The sequence below is a fragment of the Mesorhizobium sp. WSM2561 genome (genome assembly GCF_000513915.1).
GTDB classification, from domain to species: Bacteria; Pseudomonadota; Alphaproteobacteria; order Rhizobiales; family Rhizobiaceae; genus Mesorhizobium; species Mesorhizobium muleiense.
The window spans coordinates 35,850-54,175 of record NZ_AZUX01000044.1 but is presented as its reverse complement, the minus strand read 5'-3'; the positions used below and the strand labels follow the sequence as shown (position 1 = coordinate 54,175).

Annotated in this window: 16 protein-coding genes and 3 tRNA genes; 11 read left to right on the top strand and 8 right to left on the bottom strand. The window is 57.5% G+C overall.

Going from position 1 to position 18,326, the window contains the following annotated elements; all coding sequences use genetic code 11:
* Both M727_RS37690 and M727_RS39320 read right to left on the bottom strand, forming a co-directional pair.
* Nucleotides 1-463, bottom strand: a 463-nt coding sequence (locus tag M727_RS37690) for a VOC family protein (RefSeq protein WP_084646912.1), incomplete at its 3' end; no start/stop codon positions are given.
* Between the two features lie 509 nt (nt 464-972).
* The gene (locus M727_RS39320) at nt 973-1,515 is read right to left on the bottom strand and encodes a methyltransferase domain-containing protein (protein ID WP_027155332.1); all 543 of its coding nucleotides are present in this window, start codon (nt 1,513-1,515) and stop codon (nt 973-975) included.
* Between M727_RS39320 and M727_RS37680 the strand changes: the two genes are divergently transcribed.
* On the top strand, nt 1,504-1,935 hold the full coding sequence (locus tag M727_RS37680; RefSeq protein WP_198032706.1) for a hypothetical protein: 432 nt from the start codon (nt 1,504-1,506) through the stop codon (nt 1,933-1,935). The genes M727_RS39320 and M727_RS37680 overlap by 12 nt on opposite strands.
* Before the next feature lie 272 nt (nt 1,936-2,207).
* Nucleotides 2,208-2,351, top strand: coding sequence for a hypothetical protein (locus tag M727_RS41830; RefSeq protein ID WP_156941646.1), 144 nt, complete (start codon nt 2,208-2,210; stop codon nt 2,349-2,351).
* Nucleotides 2,352-2,702: 351 nt separating this feature from the next.
* On the opposite strand, the gene M727_RS0127540 is transcribed toward M727_RS41830, so the two are convergent.
* Nucleotides 2,703-2,794: transfer RNA gene (locus M727_RS0127540), tRNA-Val, on the bottom strand.
* Nucleotides 2,795-2,909: 115 nt separating this feature from the next.
* On the opposite strand from M727_RS0127540, the gene M727_RS0127535 reads away from it, so the two are divergent.
* The gene (locus M727_RS0127535) at nt 2,910-3,968 is read left to right on the top strand and encodes a site-specific integrase (protein WP_027155330.1); all 1,059 of its coding nucleotides are present in this window, start codon (nt 2,910-2,912) and stop codon (nt 3,966-3,968) included.
* Nucleotides 3,969-4,526: 558 nt separating this feature from the next.
* Here M727_RS0127535 and M727_RS37675 read toward each other — a convergent pair.
* Nucleotides 4,527-5,762, bottom strand: coding sequence for an AAA family ATPase (locus M727_RS37675; RefSeq protein WP_198032705.1), 1,236 nt, complete (start codon nt 5,760-5,762; stop codon nt 4,527-4,529).
* Nucleotides 5,763-5,956: 194 nt separating this feature from the next.
* Here M727_RS37675 and M727_RS41825 point away from each other — a divergent pair, with 194 nt between their 5' ends.
* The 4 genes from M727_RS41825 to M727_RS0127500 all read left to right on the top strand — a co-directional run bounded on the left by M727_RS41825 (nt 5,957) and on the right by M727_RS0127500 (nt 10,270).
* Nucleotides 5,957-6,127 carry a hypothetical protein gene (locus tag M727_RS41825; RefSeq protein ID WP_156941645.1) on the top strand — a complete coding sequence of 57 codons (171 nt, stop codon included), beginning with the start codon at nt 5,957-5,959 and terminating at the stop codon, nt 6,125-6,127.
* A gap of 245 nt (nt 6,128-6,372) precedes the next feature.
* Complete coding sequence (locus M727_RS0127520; protein WP_027155329.1) at nt 6,373-6,702, top strand: hypothetical protein; 330 nt, start codon at nt 6,373-6,375, stop codon at nt 6,700-6,702.
* Between the two features lie 364 nt (nt 6,703-7,066).
* Nucleotides 7,067-7,897, top strand: a complete 831-nt coding sequence (locus M727_RS0127510; RefSeq protein ID WP_027155327.1) for a hypothetical protein — start codon at nt 7,067-7,069, stop codon at nt 7,895-7,897.
* 288 nt (nt 7,898-8,185) lie between these two features.
* Nucleotides 8,186-10,270: a hypothetical protein gene (locus tag M727_RS0127500; protein ID WP_027155325.1), complete on the top strand. Its 2,085-nt coding sequence runs from the start codon at nt 8,186-8,188 to the stop codon at nt 10,268-10,270.
* Between the two features lie 684 nt (nt 10,271-10,954).
* Here the strand turns inward: M727_RS0127500 and M727_RS0127495 are convergent.
* Nucleotides 10,955-11,030, bottom strand: a tRNA-Val gene (locus tag M727_RS0127495).
* Between the two features lie 215 nt (nt 11,031-11,245).
* Between M727_RS0127495 and M727_RS0127490 the strand changes: the two genes are divergently transcribed.
* From M727_RS0127490 to M727_RS41820, 3 genes are all read left to right on the top strand, one after another.
* Nucleotides 11,246-11,322: transfer RNA gene (locus M727_RS0127490), tRNA-Asp, on the top strand.
* 174 nt (nt 11,323-11,496) lie between these two features.
* Nucleotides 11,497-12,282, top strand: a complete 786-nt coding sequence (locus M727_RS0127485; protein WP_027155324.1) for an ion transporter — start codon at nt 11,497-11,499, stop codon at nt 12,280-12,282.
* Between the two features lie 303 nt (nt 12,283-12,585).
* Nucleotides 12,586-13,068, top strand: coding sequence for a hypothetical protein (locus M727_RS41820; protein ID WP_027155323.1), 483 nt, complete (start codon nt 12,586-12,588; stop codon nt 13,066-13,068).
* Between the two features lie 684 nt (nt 13,069-13,752).
* Here the strand turns inward: M727_RS41820 and rbsK are convergent.
* The 3 genes from rbsK to ugpC all read right to left on the bottom strand — a co-directional run bounded on the left by rbsK (nt 13,753) and on the right by ugpC (nt 16,307).
* On the bottom strand, nt 13,753-14,694 hold the full coding sequence (gene rbsK / locus M727_RS0127475; protein ID WP_027155322.1) for a ribokinase: 942 nt from the start codon (nt 14,692-14,694) through the stop codon (nt 13,753-13,755).
* A gap of 4 nt (nt 14,695-14,698) precedes the next feature.
* Complete coding sequence (locus tag M727_RS0127470; protein WP_023798333.1) at nt 14,699-15,151, bottom strand: RbsD/FucU family protein; 453 nt, start codon at nt 15,149-15,151, stop codon at nt 14,699-14,701.
* Between the two features lie 97 nt (nt 15,152-15,248).
* Entirely contained in the window at nt 15,249-16,307 is a 1,059-nt protein-coding gene (gene ugpC, locus M727_RS0127465) for a sn-glycerol-3-phosphate ABC transporter ATP-binding protein UgpC (RefSeq protein ID WP_027155321.1), read from the bottom strand.
* 309 nt (nt 16,308-16,616) lie between these two features.
* On the opposite strand from ugpC, the gene M727_RS0127460 reads away from it, so the two are divergent.
* Entirely contained in the window at nt 16,617-18,281 is a 1,665-nt protein-coding gene (locus tag M727_RS0127460) for a sugar ABC transporter substrate-binding protein (protein ID WP_027155320.1), read from the top strand.
* The last annotated feature ends 45 nt before the right edge of the window (nt 18,282-18,326 follow it).

The following is an 18,326-nucleotide window of genomic DNA, read 5'->3' as shown; positions in this document are numbered from 1 at the left end:
GCCAAAGCTCCTGCTTGCGTTCTTCAAAGCCGAGCACGCGTTTGCTATCGGTCCACCGTGCGACCTCGCCCTCCATTCCATCGGGGTCCTTGAAGGTCACAAGACGGACAGCGCCGAAATCTGTAATGGTCCCATCCGAAGCGCCTGCCTTCACCAGACGTCGCCTGACTTCCTGCAAGCGTTCTTCATCGTCTACCTTCAGCGCAAGATGATCTATGTGACCTCTCTTGCCCATCTGCATCGACCCATCTTCATACCCCGTTGGTTCCGGCATTTGGAACGGATGAAGGGCAAAGCCACCTCCAAAGTCGATAAGTGAATGACGAAGAGTGCCGCCACCGGGACCGGGCTCGGACAGATCGAACTTCGTTTCCGCGTCGAAGATTTTTTCATAAAAGCGAATGAAACGGTCCATGTCGTGTGTGAACAGCGTCAGATGGTGCGCACCAACCGTTACAGGCATGCCGAACCTCCCTCGCCGATAATATGACGAGCATACCATCTCGCGTTGAACCGGGCGACCTGGAGCCGCGGTACATCACTGAACGCGAACGGGCCGATTCGGTCCGCAAAGCGGCTGTTCGATACGGGTTTCGTGGCGGCTGCTGAACCGGAAAACCTCAAACCCTTGAGAAAAACTGGTGGGCGATGACGGGCTCGAACCGCCGACATCTTCGGTGTAAACAATGCTCCCGCCCTTGCAGACCAGCATAAGAGCCGGCTTTACAACGTTACAGACGGGGCCGTGGCGGCAGTCGGGACTGCGGGCTACGCCAGCAATGGCGCTGGCATTACCGTTACAAGCATAGGTGCATGTCCCGTCGAGGCTGGAAAGGCTTATAGGGTGGAACACCGTTGCACCAGCACCTGAGGAACGGATTGTTTGGGTGCGGCGGCAGGCTATTCCGAGATTGAAATTTATACCCGCGTCGAATTTTGGCGAAGAGACTGACTGTAGGTTTCCTAGACAAGCTATTCCCGCCTCATCAGCATACAAAAGCCGGCAGATGTGCTGTTCGTCTTATTCCAATATTTCTTACGGTCCCAAACCGCAAGGATACTGGATGGCGAAAAGTCGTGCCTGATCTCTTTCATGTCCCCAAAAAGAAAGCGCATCCCGGAAGGGGTGGCCCGCCAATGGTCGCCAAAATACGGGCCTTCATGAACAGGGTAGAACCAGGGCATAGCGATGAAAAGGTGGCCGCCGGGCCGAATGAGGCCGGTTATGTTCGGAGCGGCAACCCACGGCCTGTCGATGTGTTCGATGACCGAGTTCGCGATTACCAAATCGTAGGTTCCGGCATCTGCCGGAAGATTCATTAAGTCCCCGTGGATATGGCGGGGGTCATCATGCGGGGCCAAGTCCAAGGTTCTGAAATCCGCGCCGGGGAAATAGTCTTCGTAAACTCGGCCTTCCTTGTCTATGTGGTTTGGCTTCGCGCCGAGATTGAGAACCGTTTTTGCCCCCAGCGGTGAGCAAAAGTCCTTCAGGCACCGATTAACGTGCTTGCGCAATACTGTCGTCCGGCCACGTCCGAAAATCCAAATCCGATTAAGCATCTGGCTTCGATAGCACTCAACAATGTGAGCGCGCAAGCCAGCGTTGTTCCTAGAATTCGGATTGGCGCATCGGGCTGTCTAGCCTTCGTCAACTCCGGACTGCTCAAGCGCCAAAATCAGCTTCTTGGCTTTGCCGAGGACGGGGGCTACGTGGTTCAGACGGCGGCACCGATTCATTATTTCCTTCCATGGCTTGCCTTCATAGCGCTCGGTATTGCGGTCACGGTAACGCGCAGTTCCATCGCCGCCGCAATAGCAACGCTGGTTCCTGCGTACATTTTCTATCAGCTTTTCGAGCTTCACGGCGTGCTTGCAGGAGTGAAACGGAAGTTCGCTTCACTCGGTGTCAGCGACAATACGGCAAAGGTTTGCTGACATGCGCCGCTGGAAACTCTCGGCGGCTGCCGTTCTCTTTTCCATGTCGGCAGGCCTTGCGACCATCCACGCCGCCGGCCGCGACCCCTATGTCGGCGAGTACAGCATGGAGTGCCCGCAAGCCCAGTGCTGGCTTGAGATCGAGAAGAGGAAAGGGAAGACCTACAACGTCCGCTTCATTGCCGCCGACCGCGTGGATGCCTCCAAAGTCCTCTGTCGGGCGGATATCCCGATGGAAAGGGGACCTTTGAGTTTCACCGCGACGGAACAGTATGAGGACTCTGTCCGGCTCTTACGGCGACGACCCGCTCGTTTGGATTCTGTCCTTCGGCAACGGCAGTGTCGGTTTTTATATCAACGACGACCGGTGCGGGAAATTCGATATGCTCGGCGAGTACACCGCCATCGGCGATTGAGGCCTATTCGAACAACCACCAAAGACGAGCCCCCACGAGCCGGCCGTCGCGGCCCCGGCAACGAAATGTCGCCAGCGCGCCCATTGCCATTGGAGGTTCCGTACGCGTCAGGGAGGCCCGCCACTTGTGGTAGGCCTCTTTTTCAGCTTCTCCGTATGCCCTGTCTGCCCGCCAGCCATGCCCAGTTACCTGTAGCGTCCCGGATGCAAGATCACGGCTAGCGGGTTGCCAGTCAAGGACGCTGGACCATCGCCACCATTTCAAGGCTTATATCGGTGGCGGTTTCGGTGGCGGTTGCCGAGGTCACCGGGAACTGGAATCTGGTAACTATGTGAATTTCCTTAAGAAATTTGGTGGGGCGATGACGGGCTCGAACCGCCGACATCTTCGGTGTAAACGAAGCGCTCATTCCGAAAGGGCTTAATCCTCTAAGGATAATCCCCTCACAAAATCAAAGACATAGCTCTTTCTCTCACTACCTCAAAAGCTGACCGATTGGTTGCTGTCACAGCACAGTCACACGGACTTCAAGTCCTGTGCCAAACCGGAGCTTTTAGAATGGCTACTCTTCGCAAGCGTAACGGCAAATGGCAGGTCCAAGTCAGACGTCACGGCTTTCCCGTCCAATCCCGTTCTTTTGTCTCAAAGGCAGATGCCAACGAATGGGCCAGGGCGATTGAACGACAGCACGACAGGCAAGAGCTTGGACCCGACAGAAAGACATTGAAGACGATCACCCTAGCCGATCTCGTCACCCGATACCGGGACGAAGTCGTCCCCAAAAAGAAGGGCTCCGCCGTCGAGACGATCTTGCTGAACCGCTTCCTCCGCTATCCGATCTGTCAGAAGACACTCTATGACCTCAGCACGGCTGACTTTGCGGCTTACAGAGACCAACGGCTGACGGAACCTAAGTACCGATCAGACAAGCCAGTCACTCCCAAATCGTTGAAGCGTGAGCTTTCTCCCCTCTCCCATATGTTCCGCCACGCACTGGTCGAATGGGAAATTCCCTTGAGGAACCCGCTCGACGGATTGAAGCTCAGAGTGGTCGATAACAAGCGGGAACGGAGGCTCCATTCGGGTGAGCTAGAACGGCTCCTTGAAGCGACGACAAAGGGCAGGAACAAGTTTGTCGCTCCTATCATTCTGTTCGCCCTAGAGACGGCCATGAGGCGCGGCGAGATGCTTTCGATCCAGTTCCGCCTCGTCGATTTCGAACGCCACTCCTTGGTCATCCCTGAGTCAAAGTCGGGCTATTCGAGAGTGATCCCACTGACAGCAAGGGCAGTAGCGATCCTAGGGGCTATCCGACAAGCCGACGCCAAGCCTAACGACCTCGCCTTTCCTATCACGCCAATAGCCTTGCGGCTCCAATGGGACAGGCTGACAAGGCGAGCCGGTATCGACGGTCTGAACTTCCACGACCTCAGACACGAAGCCATCTCTAGGCTATTCGAACTCGGACTGACGGTCCCTGAGGTCGCCTCGATATCAGGTCATAGGACGCTTGCTCAGTTAATGAGATACTCGCACGCCAACCAAGAGGCTGTTAGAGCGAAGCTCTCTGGTATCGGCCGGATGAACGCGCTCCCCTTAGCAGAGCTAACCGACTGAAAAATAGACGTTTCGGACCCATCGGAATGCTAATCGTACCTACTAGGCCCTTGCACCTGTCTTGGGCCTTTTCTTTGGGTCGACCTCACCTCGCAGCAATATCCTGTTGGAGATACTGCCCGAGCGCTATCTTGCGGCTGGACTCACATCTATAACGATTGGCAATACTCCTAACATTTGAGGATTGCATCGGTGAGCTTCGACCTGTCTCTTCCAACAACTGACGGCGCGCTCAATGTCGTGATCGGCGTCGGCGGTGTTCTTTATGTGTTAGGCGCAAATGGCGTGGGAAAGTCCAGCTTGGTGCAAAGGTTCTATTCGGCACATCGGGGAAAGGCCCGCAGGATATCCGCTCATAGGCAGACGTGGCTTGAATCCAATGCGATCACTCTCTCCCCACAAGCAAAAAAGACTACCGAAGCAAGTATGCTCAATTACGACAAACAGTTAACATCTCGCTGGAAGGACGACTATGGGGCACACAGAACGAGTATCACAATCTTCGAACTAGTGGATGCCGAAAATGTCCGATCGCGCGAAATTACTGCTGCGGTTGACCTAAGCTGTCGAGATATCCATGTACAGAGGCCCATACAAATCCCTCACGAAGGCGAGCGTCTCAGGATCATCTATCAATAATTTTCGTACCGCGTCTTCATACTGCCCCGTATCGCGAAATCCCAGTCGCGCTGCGATTTCACCTAGCGCTTGAGTTTCCCGAATGGGATAGCGAGCAATGATCAGGGTGAGGTCCTCTTGATCGCAAGCTGCCTGAAGGCGACCCATTTCCTGTCTGACAGCCCCCGGCACATCGATCGTTACCTCAATCGGCTGTGCGGCGGATATCTCCTGACGTTTCGGGAGCTTCTTCATCAGTTCCTCCCGCAATGACGACTCAACCGCTCGCTCACTAAGTCGCTGAACGTGGCCAGCTACTGCGTTTATTGCTGCCCTCCTCGCGTCGTTAAGCAAGGAAACCGGGTCGCGGCCAGTTAGGGCACGCTGTCGCTCAGCCAGCCGATTCTGTATAGTTGGGTGATAGTAGATCGACTCAACGGAAAAGGCCTCTACAGCGTATACGCCTTTGCCTTCTAGCTTGTTGATGCTGTCCCGTGTTCGGCGGTCGTTGTCTACAATCCCATAGGCTTGAACCCAATGCACGTCCGCAGCGTCGCGAATGCCGGAAACCGCATGTTCAACGTCTCGACATCCAGACTTCGCCACGACAGAGACCTGCGGAAACATCAGGCTGTAAAGGGGTTTATCAAGGCTGCGCTCAGTCCCCTCGACGAACAGTAGCTTCCGCCGCCCCCCCAAAATGTCGCGCTTTAAGTCGTCATCAATTACTGCGTCTGAGGGAACAATATCTGCGTCCCATCCCACGACAGTCTGACCCTCATAGGTGCATCCCCTCAGGAGCAATGTTTGTGCGCTTGGGCTGTCGAGAGGAAGGGAAACGTCGTGCGTTGAAATGACAAATGCGCAGTCGGGCCGCTGATCAAATAGCAGAGTCAACAAGGGGGATATCATTGATCTATGAAGATGACGCTCCGGCTCGTCTATGAAAAGAATTTCTCCGGCCTTAGCGGTCAGGACTGTAGCAGCAATTAGAAGGGCATTCCTTTCTCCATCAGATAATTCAGCGATGCTGTACTTACTCCCGCCAGATTTGCTGGCCATAACCTGATCGCCTTCGTGAATAGATATCTCAATAGGTATATTTGATAGTCGCATTAGCTCATTTATTTTCTTAATCGGGGCTTCTTTTTTTGAGGCCTTTTCGTCCGGCCTCAAAGATTGGCCATAATCGTATCGTCTAAGGATTGACGGCCACCCGCTGGCACCTACGTCGATGACGTCCCCCGATACACGAGCGGACTAGACGAGCCAGCCGGATACCTCACCTCCCATACATTGATGCCGCTACGCTCATCGCGTCACGCAACGCAACCGCCAACGATTTTTGGCGACAGGAAGGAAGTATCCGAATGGCTACCGTCATAGACTTCTACAGGGTCTCGCGCTCACGCCTGCTTCCGCAAGATAATCCTGACCTGGAATTGATTGAACGTCTCGTCGATGAAAGCCGAAGGCTCAAAGTCCGGATATGCGAACTCGACAGGTTGATCAAGAAAGAGATGGATAAGCCGGAAGACTGACTTTTGATCCAGATTACAGGAGCCTCCGCTTTTAAGAGCCTTTTTGTTTGGGGATTAAAGCCTTATTTATCAACTAGTTGTAAGATTTGACTCCGATTTATTTTCTCAACACGCTCCGGAAATATTGACAATTACTTAAAAATGGTGCATACTAGGGGTGAGGATATAGTTCATCTGTGTCCTTTTCATTTAATCAAACAGAAACTCATCCCCACTGCCCATCAAAGCGAACAAGAAAGAATTTTATGAACGGCATTGCACTACCCGACTTCGCATCCATAGGAACGAAAGAACTCAACTACGTCGGCAATCACCCTGATCCCTATGATTTGACTGTGATCAGCATTCAGAAAGGCACGAAGAAGGGCTTCGTCAAACTCCACAAAACCCCTCACAGCCTTTATGAGCCCGAGTTTATCGGGGTTGATAACCAGAATCTCGGTACGTTTACTACCCGAAACGGTCTAGTCCATGCTCTTACCGATTGGTCAGAGAAGAACGGCTGGAAGATCGAGATGTCACACGTCTCGTCTCGAACAGGCGACAAACTAGACGTTAATATTTCTGCAATCTAAACGCTAATACATTTTCAGTTTTCATTTCCACCGAATACATTTCATTCAATCCATTTTTAGCCATACATTTCGAAAGGTATTTCTATGTCTGCTTCATTCCATGTTCTCGATAAGAGCTTGCCAAACCGCTCAATAAGATGTCTGCCCCTGAAAGGGAGCTTCTCAAAATCCGTGCTTCTCAGGCGGCCGAAGCCATAGCCGGGAGCGGTCTCAATGACGAGATTGTCGCGCTTCAGATTCTCGAAAACAGAGGCGTAGTCCCTGAGGGAACGGTCCAGCGTGCGATTGATGCCGTCGAGGCTGACCTGCCAGAGAAGGCTGCGGGATCGATCTTCGCGAAACAGGGATCGCGACGGAGCGCTTTTTGAAAGCCCGCCCTATTCGTATAACCGGGAGCAAAGAAGACGGCTTTCTAATTCATGTTCCTCTCGGGCGGTCAGGCACCGATGAAGCCACCGTTGATCTCGACGACTACAACGAACTCGTAGGGCTGAAGCTTTCGAGGAATTGGCAGTTGCGAGGTGGGCAGGTGGGGGCGCTGGCACCGTTTGGTACTGAGGTCCTGATAGCTCGCGTTCTAACAGACGCAAGGCCCGGACAGCGCGTCGTCTACCTTGATAATAACACGCAAAATCTCCGGCGAAATAATCTCGGGCTACAAGCATGGGGAGGGTCGAGCAAGCATGATCGCGCCCTATTGGTAGAGGCGGCTGCTGAGTTGGAGAAGCAGAACGTTTTAGCCAAGGAAGCCGGTTCCTATCATCCGCGCTTCCGGAAACCTGTGATCTTCCGGCCTGACAGGGTGGAGAAATCTCGCCGCAAGGGTCGTGTCGTCTTCAGTGCAGACACAGGGAGCGGTCTCACGATGAGTTTTCATCACGCTCCGACGTCCTTCTACCCGGAAGTTGCTGAACCCGCTGTGGGACCTGTCTTTGAGTCCAGGAACGGTGAAAAAGCTTACGACTACCAAGCTGTAATCACGGTTCTCAATCGAGACTGGCGTGTCATCCAATGCAAAGACGGCATCCAGTGGATTCTACAGCGTCGGAAGGGCCAGTTTGAAGGGAAGCCCGCTTGGAAAGGTCGGAGCTATTGCCGGTCGAAGGGAGGTCTTGTCCGAAGCATCCGTGACCATGCGGGCGAGATCGGGGAGGCAAGCCTTAAAACTGTCGAAGCACTGCCCGAGTGGATTTAGCCGTGATGGCCTTCGCTCGAATAAATGAGGTCTGGGGGGTCGTCCTACGGGACGGCTCCTTCGTCCTCCAACGGAATGGCCGAGACTTCAGGGCCTACGGCTCAGCGCGGGAGCTTTGGGACAGCGCTCGCGACCTGTTGGGCAAGATCGATGACGGGGCATTCACCGCACTGTTTACACTCAAATCGAAACACGCATCTAAGTCAGACGACCAAACCCTACCGGAGAAGAAGCTAGGTTATTGGCTTCATCCTGAGCAACTGCCCTAGAGAAAGGAGGACAACCCCGTTGGCGATTAACAGGTTTGACGACGTAGAGAACATTTTGGAGATGACAGAGGCCAAGCCGGTTTTGGTCGAGGTTGAGGTCGAGGAAGTTAGCTTCGACGAACGAAGCGAGGAGGGCAATACCCCTCAGGATCGCAAGGTTATCTATCGGGTGGGTGGCGTCGAGATCACGGAGGAGCAGCACCACAAGATTGCCGGGACATGGGTGCAATACCAAGAGTGGCTAAAGGCCGCCGAGAAGGGCAACGAACCTGTCAAACTCGGGCGGCTAGGAACGAAGGCCCACGACGAGACAGTCTCTTTCTTCAAGGACAACGATCACGACCCTGACGGGCCGCAATGGCGCGGGCTGGATTCGATCATCTCCGTATATGAGCAGATGGCAGAAGGCTGGGCTGATAAGAGGTTCTTCATCTCGTCATTGCCGACAGGCATGGGGAAGACGACAGTCGCCATCGAAAGCACCAAAGCTCTTTTGGCTAACCCTGAGTTTGAGGGCGTGTCGGTCGTCTATTTCTTGTCGAGACGTGACCAGATCGTAGACGCGGTCAACCGGATGGATTTGAAGCCGGGGACCTTTGCTGTCCTTACGGCGGATGATGAGGTGAACAAGCTTGGTCGGCTGGACACCTATGACAAGCCAGACGTCAAAAACGCCCGTGTGCTCTTTACAACTCAGAAGCGGCTTGAGGATTACGCGAGCGGCGGCAACTCTTTTGCTGACATGGATGCATTTCACTTCCGTGGACAGCCTAGGCAGGTCCGGGTGTGGGATGAAGCCATATTGCCGAGCCTGACACTCAAGGCCGATCAATTCCTATTGGCCGGGTTGTCGTCGGGATTGAGAAGGCTGTCGTCTGATTTGGCCTACGAGATTCTTAATTTTGCACACTCGCTCAAGGACCACGTAGGCGAGCGTATCACGATGCCTGACATCGAGAAGCACACAGCGGGGATGGAACTCGTCGACTTCAAGGGCTTGTTCCAGACCGAAGAGCAAAGGGCGACGGCACAGGCACTCTACTCACTGTCGGGCCATGTGGTGAACGTCAGGCGTGACGGCAACAACAACATCACGCTTGGTTACAACGAACTTCTTCCGCCCGATCTGGCACCGATGCTGGTCCTTGATGCGTCTGGCGATCTCAGACAGACATATGATTTCTGGGAGCGATATCGACAGACGCTTGTGCGGCTACCCTCGCCTAAGAAGTCCTACAAGGGGCTCACGATCCATCACGACAACACGGCGGCTGGCAAGCATCTGTTTAGCTCCAGGAAGGGGAAGGACAACAAACAGGCTCAACGTGTCGCCGATGATGTCGCGAAGATAATTGCTGAGATACCCTCTGGTGAAAGGGTCTTGGTGATCACACACAAATGGGAGACGTATCGCCATCGTCAGACAGATGAGGACCGTCCGAAAGACCACACGCTGCCGGCTCTGGTCGAGAAGCGCCTTAACCCTGCGCGCGTCCCATTCGTCGCATATCTCCATTACGGCAGGCACACGGCTACGAACGACTACAGGGACTTCAAGCACGTCATTCTGGCTGGCTTACTTCAATACGACGACGCCTCATACGAGGCTGACGGGCGTGGTGCCAAGAAGGCCGATGTCATGGACGTGTTCCCTGCCGAAGAGCTACAGAAGATGCGGGTTGGTGAGATCAGCCACCACATCTTCCAAGCTGCTGGACGGGGATCGATCCGTAAGACGGTCAATGGTGGATGTCCTGAAGGCTGTCATCTCTACATGGTCTTCTCGACGATCGGCAAGGGCGGCTTCCCGCAAGCGCAACTGAAGGTCATCTTTCCGAATGCCGATATTTTAGATTGGAAGCCAGAAGGCCTAGTCGAGGTAGTGCTGACGGGCAAGGCCGGTGATGCTGCCGAGACAGTCCGTGCCGCACTTCAGTCAGGGCGGACCATCACGACGACCGAAGTCCGGAACAAGCTTGGGATGGATCGGGCCAACTTCAAGAACGGTGTTGCAGACCACCCTGATTTCAAATGGTTCATGGGGCAAGAGCGGATTGTTCTAGATCAGGCACCCGGCAAACCCGGCGTCTTCCGGTGCGCGTAGTGATCGCAACGGCAAGAGGTTACCACCTTGTGTGGTTCGACGAAAGAAGATCAGGATCAAGGGTGTAGTGATTTCTTTCTATAGGTCTAGTAGAATGGTTTCACTACGCCTAGCACCTATTGCGATACTAGGTGTACTGATCTCGCGTAGGGTAGACGAAATATTGGACAGGTGCTTTTGATTGGTCACTCTTCTAGGTTCATCACTTGAGGATCAAACCTCTAGTCGACCTCCGGTAGGCAGGTGGAACCTCTAGGTTTAATCCTTTATGTTGAATCCTAGCACCGCAGGTCGACTAAGGTAGCTGTGCCTTTAGTGATAACACTCTATGACCATCTTCTTTTGTCGATCCCCGGAGGATGGCCGCCGGGTACTGGACAAGGGTTTGCCTCCCCGGTCACATCTCGTTGTGACAGAAGGTCCCAACTCTAGGAATTTCTGTGTAAAATTCTCGTGGGGCCATACCTTCAGTATGAGCCGGGGGGCGTCCCCCCTTGTACCCCCGGCAGGGCTACCCCGGTCACACTGGTGTCACAACGGACGGCTTCTCCCGGCCCGAATGAGCGGGCGATTAGCTCAGTCGTCAACTTGTTTGACGCTCGACCGAAAACGTCGTAGATTGCGCAAGCAACTGATTTATCAGCGTTTTTGGGAGTGGAGGAGCGCTACCCTCTTTGATTGGAATGGTGGGCGATGACGGGCTCGAACCGCCGACATCTTCGGTGTAAACGAAGCGCTCTACCAACTGAGCTAATCGCCCGCTCCGGGGCGGACCTTTAAGCAGTTAGGACGGGGTTCGCAAGGCCAAATGAGCGCACAACGCCCTCGCCGCTGGTCGTTTTCGGCGGCAAAATCCGGCTTGTCAAAAAACCTTCTCCTGTTTGCTGTTATGCTGTCGCGCTCCGCTTGACACCCGGTGGCTTACGCCTTATCCACCGCCCCAACGACGAACACGGCTGACCGTGCTCGTCTTGCGCGGGTGTAGCTCAGTTGGTTAGAGTGCCGGCCTGTCACGCCGGAGGTCGCGGGTTCGAGCCCCGTCACTCGCGCCATTCTTTTTGAATGGCTCAAGTCCTTTCGTACAAAAGTTTCAACTTTCAGTTTCCTGAGAGTTCCAACTTTTGTAGTACTCGGTGCGTCACAAGCTGGCCATATGCGTTTGAGCATTGGATTTTCCCAGGTCCGGTTCCCACTTTCGGGTCCGATGCTCTAACGGAGAAGAAGCCTTGGATGCCCTGAAATCGCTCATCGAATCGCGCCGCTTCGACCTCGCGATCATGGTCCTGATCCTGATCAACGCCGTCACGCTCGGCCTCGAAACCTCGCCCGACGCGATTGCGGCTTTTGGCCCGCTCCTGACGGCCATCGACCGCGCAATCCTCGGCGTCTTCGTGCTCGAACTCGCGATCCGGCTGGTCGTCTACAGAACGCATTTCTTCCGCGATCCATGGCGCATCTTCGACCTCTTCGTCGTCGGTTTCGCGCTGATCCCGGCAACCGGCTCGCTCTCGGTGCTCAGGGCACTGCGCATCCTGCGGGTGCTGCGCCTGATCAGCATCGTTCCTTCGCTGCGCCGTGTCGTCACCGGCTTCATCACCGCCCTGCCCGGCATGGGCTCGATCATGCTGCTGCTCGGGCTGGTGTTCTACGTCTTTGCGGTGATGGCGACGAAGCTATACGGCTCGTCCTTTCCCGAACTGTTCGGCGGCATACCAAAATCGCTGTTCACGCTTTTCCAGGTCATGACCCTCGAAGGCTGGTCGGACGGCGTGGTGCGCCCGGTCATGGAGGTCTATCCGGCCGCCTGGCTGTTCTTCATCCCGTTCATCATCGCGACCTCGTTCACCGTGCTCAATTTGTTCATCGGCGTGATCGTTTCGGCGATGGAGGCCGAGCATGAAGCCGTGGAATCGGCCGACAGGGCGACGCTGCACAGCGATCAGGCCATGATCCTGGCGGAGTTACAGGCGCTGCGGGCGGAGGTCCGCGAATTGTCCGGCGTTCGCGGCTAGATCGCCTCCGCGAGAACGGCCATTCCTATCCGTCGGCAACTTCTGATGGCGTGGTGCCGTGAAAGAGCCCGCCGCTCCATTTGCGAAGCGGCGGCCCCCCCCAATTCCCCCCATTGCCAGGTCAAAGGTTGCCCCCCGGCATTGCTGACCTTGCAATTGCGGTGCCAGACCCTGCGACCCATTACGGGACACCTATGGGAAAGACGCAAGCCAGGTTTGCCGATTCATATTAACTGTGGCTAATATGTCACCGTGGTCGGAATGGACTAAATCGAGAGCGCCGGCGCTGCGCGGCCCCACCCCTTGGCGAGCAATGCCTTGACCTCCTGCAGCATCAACATCGACGGGCCGGCCGCATCACCGAAATGCCGTGCAGGCGAAGCGGACCGCCTGCAGCGGTCGGCCTGCGGATTATTCACCCGTTTCGTCGGCACCTCCGTGGAAGAAGGATCGGATTTCCTCCCTGTCGACGCTGTCATCGCCGTCCTCGTCGACGGCGTTGAATATCCGCTCGACAAAATCCTGAACCTCGGTTTGAGAAAGCGCAGCATCGCCGTCGGCGTCGACTATGGCGAACATCATTCGCATCCGTGCGCCATGCATCATCCTGCCCCCCATATGGCGCCCGTCATGCCTTCGGAAATCGCGATGCCAACGGTCGTCACCTCGCCGTTCTGCTCGGGGGCGGCGATGCTCCTGCATTCTCTCCTCCAGCATCTCAGTCATCATCTCACGCATCGTTTGGCGCATGGAGTCTTCGGTTGTTCCGCCTGGCAACGGCTGTGAACCTTGATCCTGCGCAGGGGCGGCGGGCGCAGGTGGGCTCGTCTGGGATAGCGCCGGCGAGGCCAGCATAGCCAACGCCGCGGCAACTGCTGTGGTTTTGCTTGCTGATGTCATCGTATTCTCCTTTGGAGAATGGTGGAACAGGTCGTCCAAGCCAAACCCGCTGCTCCCGACATGGTTCCTGGCGTGTTGGTGGATGATCGCCGCATCCGGCCCGGAATAAGAGCGCTCTGTAGCGATCCTTCGCACCCCCCTCTGTCCTGCCGGACATCTCCCCCACTTGGGGCCACTTGGGGCCACTTGGGGGGAGATTGGCCTTCATCAATGATTTCGCCAACAACCAGCCTTGCAAAAAGGACGCTGTCCGCGAAGCTGCCGATCTCCCCCCTCGTGGGGGAGATGTCCGGCAGGACAGAGGGGGGCGCTGTCCCTCGGCGATCAAAGGCTTCTGCACCGCAGCAGCGCTCCGAGGTAACGGCATGGATCCTAGGGTCTGCGCCGCGTCGCTTCGCTCCTTGCTTCGCCCTAGGATGACGAAGGCGTGGTGGGATTTGGCAAATCGCAGAGGTTGGAGTTTGGCAGCTGCAGGCCGGCCGGCAGCGCGACCGTCAGTCAAAGAACCAAACCCCTGTGTAGAGGAACTAGAGTCGTACGGCGATCCGCATTGGCAGCGGGCCGGATGCGTCACCCCCTGGCGAGCAGCGCCTCGACCTCTTGCAGCGTCGGCATCGACGGCGCCGTGCCCGGACGGGTGACCGAGATGCCGGCGACGGCGCAGGCGAAGCGGACCGCTTGCAGCGGGTCCACGCCTCTCGCAAGTGCTGCGGCCAGGCCGCCATTGAAGGCGTCGCCGGCGCCGGTGGTCTCGACCACGGGACCGGCTTTGATCGCGCCGACATGGTCGGATCGGCTGGCCGTGTGCAGCAGCGCGCCCTGTTCGCCGAGCGTCACGATAACCGCGCCGGCGCCTTTTCCAAGCAAACGATCGGCGGCGCGGCGGGCGTCGTCGATGGACGACACCTTGATGCCGGTCAGTTCCTCGGCCTCGGTCTCGTTGGGCGTGACATAGTCGCAGAGCGTGTAGATGCGGTCAGGAAGCTTTGCTGCCGGCGCCGGGTTGAGGATGGTCGTCACCCCTGCCCCGCGTGCGATCTCCAGAGCCCGCATCGCCGCCTCGATCGGGTGCTCGAGCTGCGTGACGAAAACGCCGGCCGAGCGGATCAGGCCGGCGTTGGCCTCGATGTCGTCGGGGGAAATCAGCATGGCCGCACCCGGGCTGACGATAATGGCGTTGTTGCCGCTCGTCTCCTCGACGAAGATATAGGCCGCACCCGTATAACTCTCCGGCGTGTCGATGACGGCGCTCTTCACCCCGGCCTGCGTCCAGGTTTGCCTGGCCATGTCGGCAAAGGGATCGACGCCAAGACGCGTCAGGAAAGTGATGTCGGCGCCGAGACGGCCGGCCGCGACCGCCTGGTTGGAGCCTTTGCCGCCCGGGCCGAGCGTGAAGGATGTTCCAAGGATCGTCTCGCCCATGCGCGGCTGGCGGGCGGCGCGGTAGGCGGTGTCGGCGACGAAGACGCCCAATATGACGACAGGCTTGATGACCACAGGCTTGCCTGGCATCTCGCTACTCCGCGTCGGGAGGAACGACGCCCTTGCGGAAGGCAAAACAGCCATAGAAGCGGCGCTCGCCGGTCTGGATGACGCAATAGGCCTTTTTGGCACGTTCGTAGAAGGCGTAGCGCTCGACCGAAATCATCGGCCAGGCCTTGCCCTCCGCAGCATCGATCTCGCCTTGCACTTCTTGCTGCACGGCGGGAATCTCGTCCGGCTTGCCGACGATCTCCATGCGGGCAGCGGCATCGTCGACGAAAGTGTCCAGCGGATAGAGCGACAGCACCGCCTTGACCACGTCAGCCGCCGGTGCATCGATGCGCAGCAGCCGGCCGAGCACCGTCTGGCGGGCCACCGAATCGGAGGGGAAGTTGGTGTCGGCGATGATCAGATCGTCGCCATGGCCCATTGCCCGCAGCGCCTGAAGCACGTCGGCATTGAGCAGCGGATTGATCCCTTTGAGCATAGTTCCCTCCCGAACGGGCTTTTTTGATGCCAAGCCTGGCGCATGATCCCGAAGCGTTGTCGGTTTTCGGACAAGATCATGCGCAATTCAAAGTGTTTTAGAGACGATTGCCGGTCTCTGCGTCGAAGAGATGGACCTGGTCGAGCCGCGGTTTCAGATGCAGCGTGTCGCCCGGCTTGAAGTCGTGGCGCTCACGGAACAGCGCCACCATCTCGCCCTCGCCGAAACGCAGAAACACCAGCGTTTCGGAACCGGTCGGCTCGACGACGGAAATCTTCGCCGGCACGCCGTCGGGGTGGATTTCGAGATGCTCGGGCCGCACGCCGTAGACGACATTGCGCCCGTCCTCCACCTTGCTGCTCGCAGCCATCGGGAACGGCGTCCCGGCGATTTCGACGATGGGCTTGTCGCCCTTGCGCACCACGCCCTTGAGCAGGTTCATCGACGGCGAGCCGATGAAGCCTGCGACGAACAGATTGGCCGGCCGGTCGAACAGTTCCAGCGGCGCGCCGACCTGCTCGATGCGGCCGTCGCGCATCACGACGATCTTGTCGGCCATGGTCATCGCCTCGATCTGGTCGTGCGTGACATAGATGGTGGTGGTCTTCAGCCGCTGGTGCAGTTCCTTGATCTCGGTGCGCATCTGCACGCGCAGCTTGGCGTCGAGGTTGGACAGCGGCTCGTCGAACAAAAACACCTGCGGGTTGCGCACGATGGCGCGACCCATGGCGACGCGCTGGCGCTGGCCGCCCGAGAGCTGGCGCGGATAGCGCTTGAGATAGGGGTTGAGATCGAGGATATCGGCGGCGCGCTTGACCCGCTCGGCGACATCGGCCGGATCGGTCTTGCGCAGTTTTAGCGCAAAGGCCATGTTCTGCTCGACCGTCTTGTGCGGATAGAGCGCGTAATTCTGGAACACCATGGCGATGTCGCGCTTGGCCGGCGGCAGATGGTTGACGACACGGTCGCCGATGGCGATCGTGCCGCCGGAAACGGTCTCCAGCCCCGCCACCATCCTGAGCAGCGTGGACTTGCCGCACCCCGAAGGGCCGACCAGCACCACGAACTGCCCGTCGGCGATGTCGACGCTGACACCGTGCAGGACCTTGACGGTTCCGAACGCCTTGGCCACATTGCTGATCGCGACTTGAGCCATTGGCCCCCCTTTCGTTGCGGTGAAGCTAAACAACGCAAACAGCGAGGGCAAGTCAGTCTTTTATAGATAAAAAACCCCGTTCTCGTTTGACACGGCACCTGGTTGTGAGAATAGTGAAGGGGCTCGGGTTTTGACCCTGTTCCGGGCGCGCCGGCACGCTGGTCCGGACCACGGAAATCGAAGCGTTGCGGAGGAAAACTTGGGCCGCTATTTCTGGGAGCCGCTGTTGTTGGGGAACATTTCCAGCGCTCCAAACACCCGAACAATCACCATAGAGATTCAAGCACATAAGATTCTGGGAGGAACGAAATGAAAGTCAGCCTTTACAACCAATTCATGCGCGCGGGTGCCACTCGCCGCGATGTCCTCAAGGGCGCGGCCAGCATGGCCGCGATCGCAGCGGCATCCGGCGCCGGGCTTGGCGCGCTGACGCGCCCGGCTTCCGCGGCAAGCGAATTGCGCGCGCAGATCCTGCAGATCCCCGGTGTCGGCAAGGGCCAGCCGACCGATGCCGACTTCCAGCAGGTCGGCGAGCTTTGCCTTGAGGCGACCAAGGCCAGCGTCAAGGAAGGCGAATTCGCCGGCGTCCAGCTCACCTTCATGGGGCTCAACAACCAGAACCTGCACAATGTGCTGTTTCGCGGCTTCCTGAAGCCGTGGGAGACCTATACCGGCGCCAAGATCAACTGGATCGACTTGGCGCAGGCGGACTACAACGCCCGCCTGCAGCAGTCGATCGCCACCGGCACCGTCGATTTCGACATCATCGAGATGGGCGCGCCGTTCGAAGGCGACGTCTGCGGCAAGGGTCTCACGTCCGAAATGCCGGACTGGGTCAAGGACCAGATCGACATGAAGGACGTCGTGGCCTATCTGCAGCCACCGGTCGGCACCTGGGACGGCAAGCAGTACCGCGTGACCGTCGATGGCGACGCGCACAACTTCAACTACCGCACCGACGTGTTTGCCGATGCCGACCTCGCCAAGGCGTGGAAGGACGGCGGCGGTGGCGGTGAATGGGGCGTGCCGAAGACCTGGCAGCAGGTGCAGGCGGTGACAAAATTCCTCAAGGGCAAGCAGTTCCAGGGCCAGGACGTTTTTGGCTATCTCGACGCGCCCAAGGCGTGGGGCGGCTTCGGCTTCTATTTCCTCGGCAGCCGCGCCAGCGCCTATGCCAAGCATCCCGACGACAAGGCCTGGCTGTTCGATGCCGATACGATGAAGCCGCGCATCAACAATCCGGCCTGGGTGCGGGCGATCCAGGACGTGATCGACGCGCTGCCGTCCGAGCCTGCCGACCAGATCAACGCCGACCCGAATACCACCGCCTTCCAGCAGTTCTTGGCCGGCACCGGTTCGATGGTCACCTGGTGGGGCGACGTCGGCTCCAACGTCAAGACCAACGACAGTTCTGTTGTCGGCGACGTCACCGGCTTCTCGATCCTGCCCGGCTCGGATGACGTCTACAATTCCAAGACCGGCCAGTGGGACAAGCTCGCCAGCGGCCCGAATTATTCGCCGAACTGCGCCTATCTCGGCTGGGGCGTCTACGTCATGGCACGGGTCGACAGCGACGAAAAGAAGAAGAAGGCGGCCTGGTCGGCCGCTGCCCATCTCGGCGGCAAGGACCTGTCGCTCTGGTGCGCAGCATATCCGTCCGGCTTCCAACCCTACCGCAACTCGCATTTCGACATTCCGGAATGGGTGGCGGCCGGTTACGACGAGGCTTTCATCACCTCGTATCTGAAATCGGAGGCCGACAGTTACAACCATCCGAACGCCGCGATCGAGCCGCGTATCCCCGGCATCTTCCAATATTACAGCGCCGCCGAGGACATCCTGGCCAATACATTTGCCGGCAAGATGACGGCGCAGGAAGGCGCCGACGCCATTGCGGCCGCCTGGGAGAAGCTGACCGACCAGATCGGCCGCGAAAACCAGGTCAAGCTCTACAAGGCCTCGCTCGGCATGTAGGTTGAGATTCTAGGAACCGTGGTCCGGCGACGCAAAGCCGCCGGA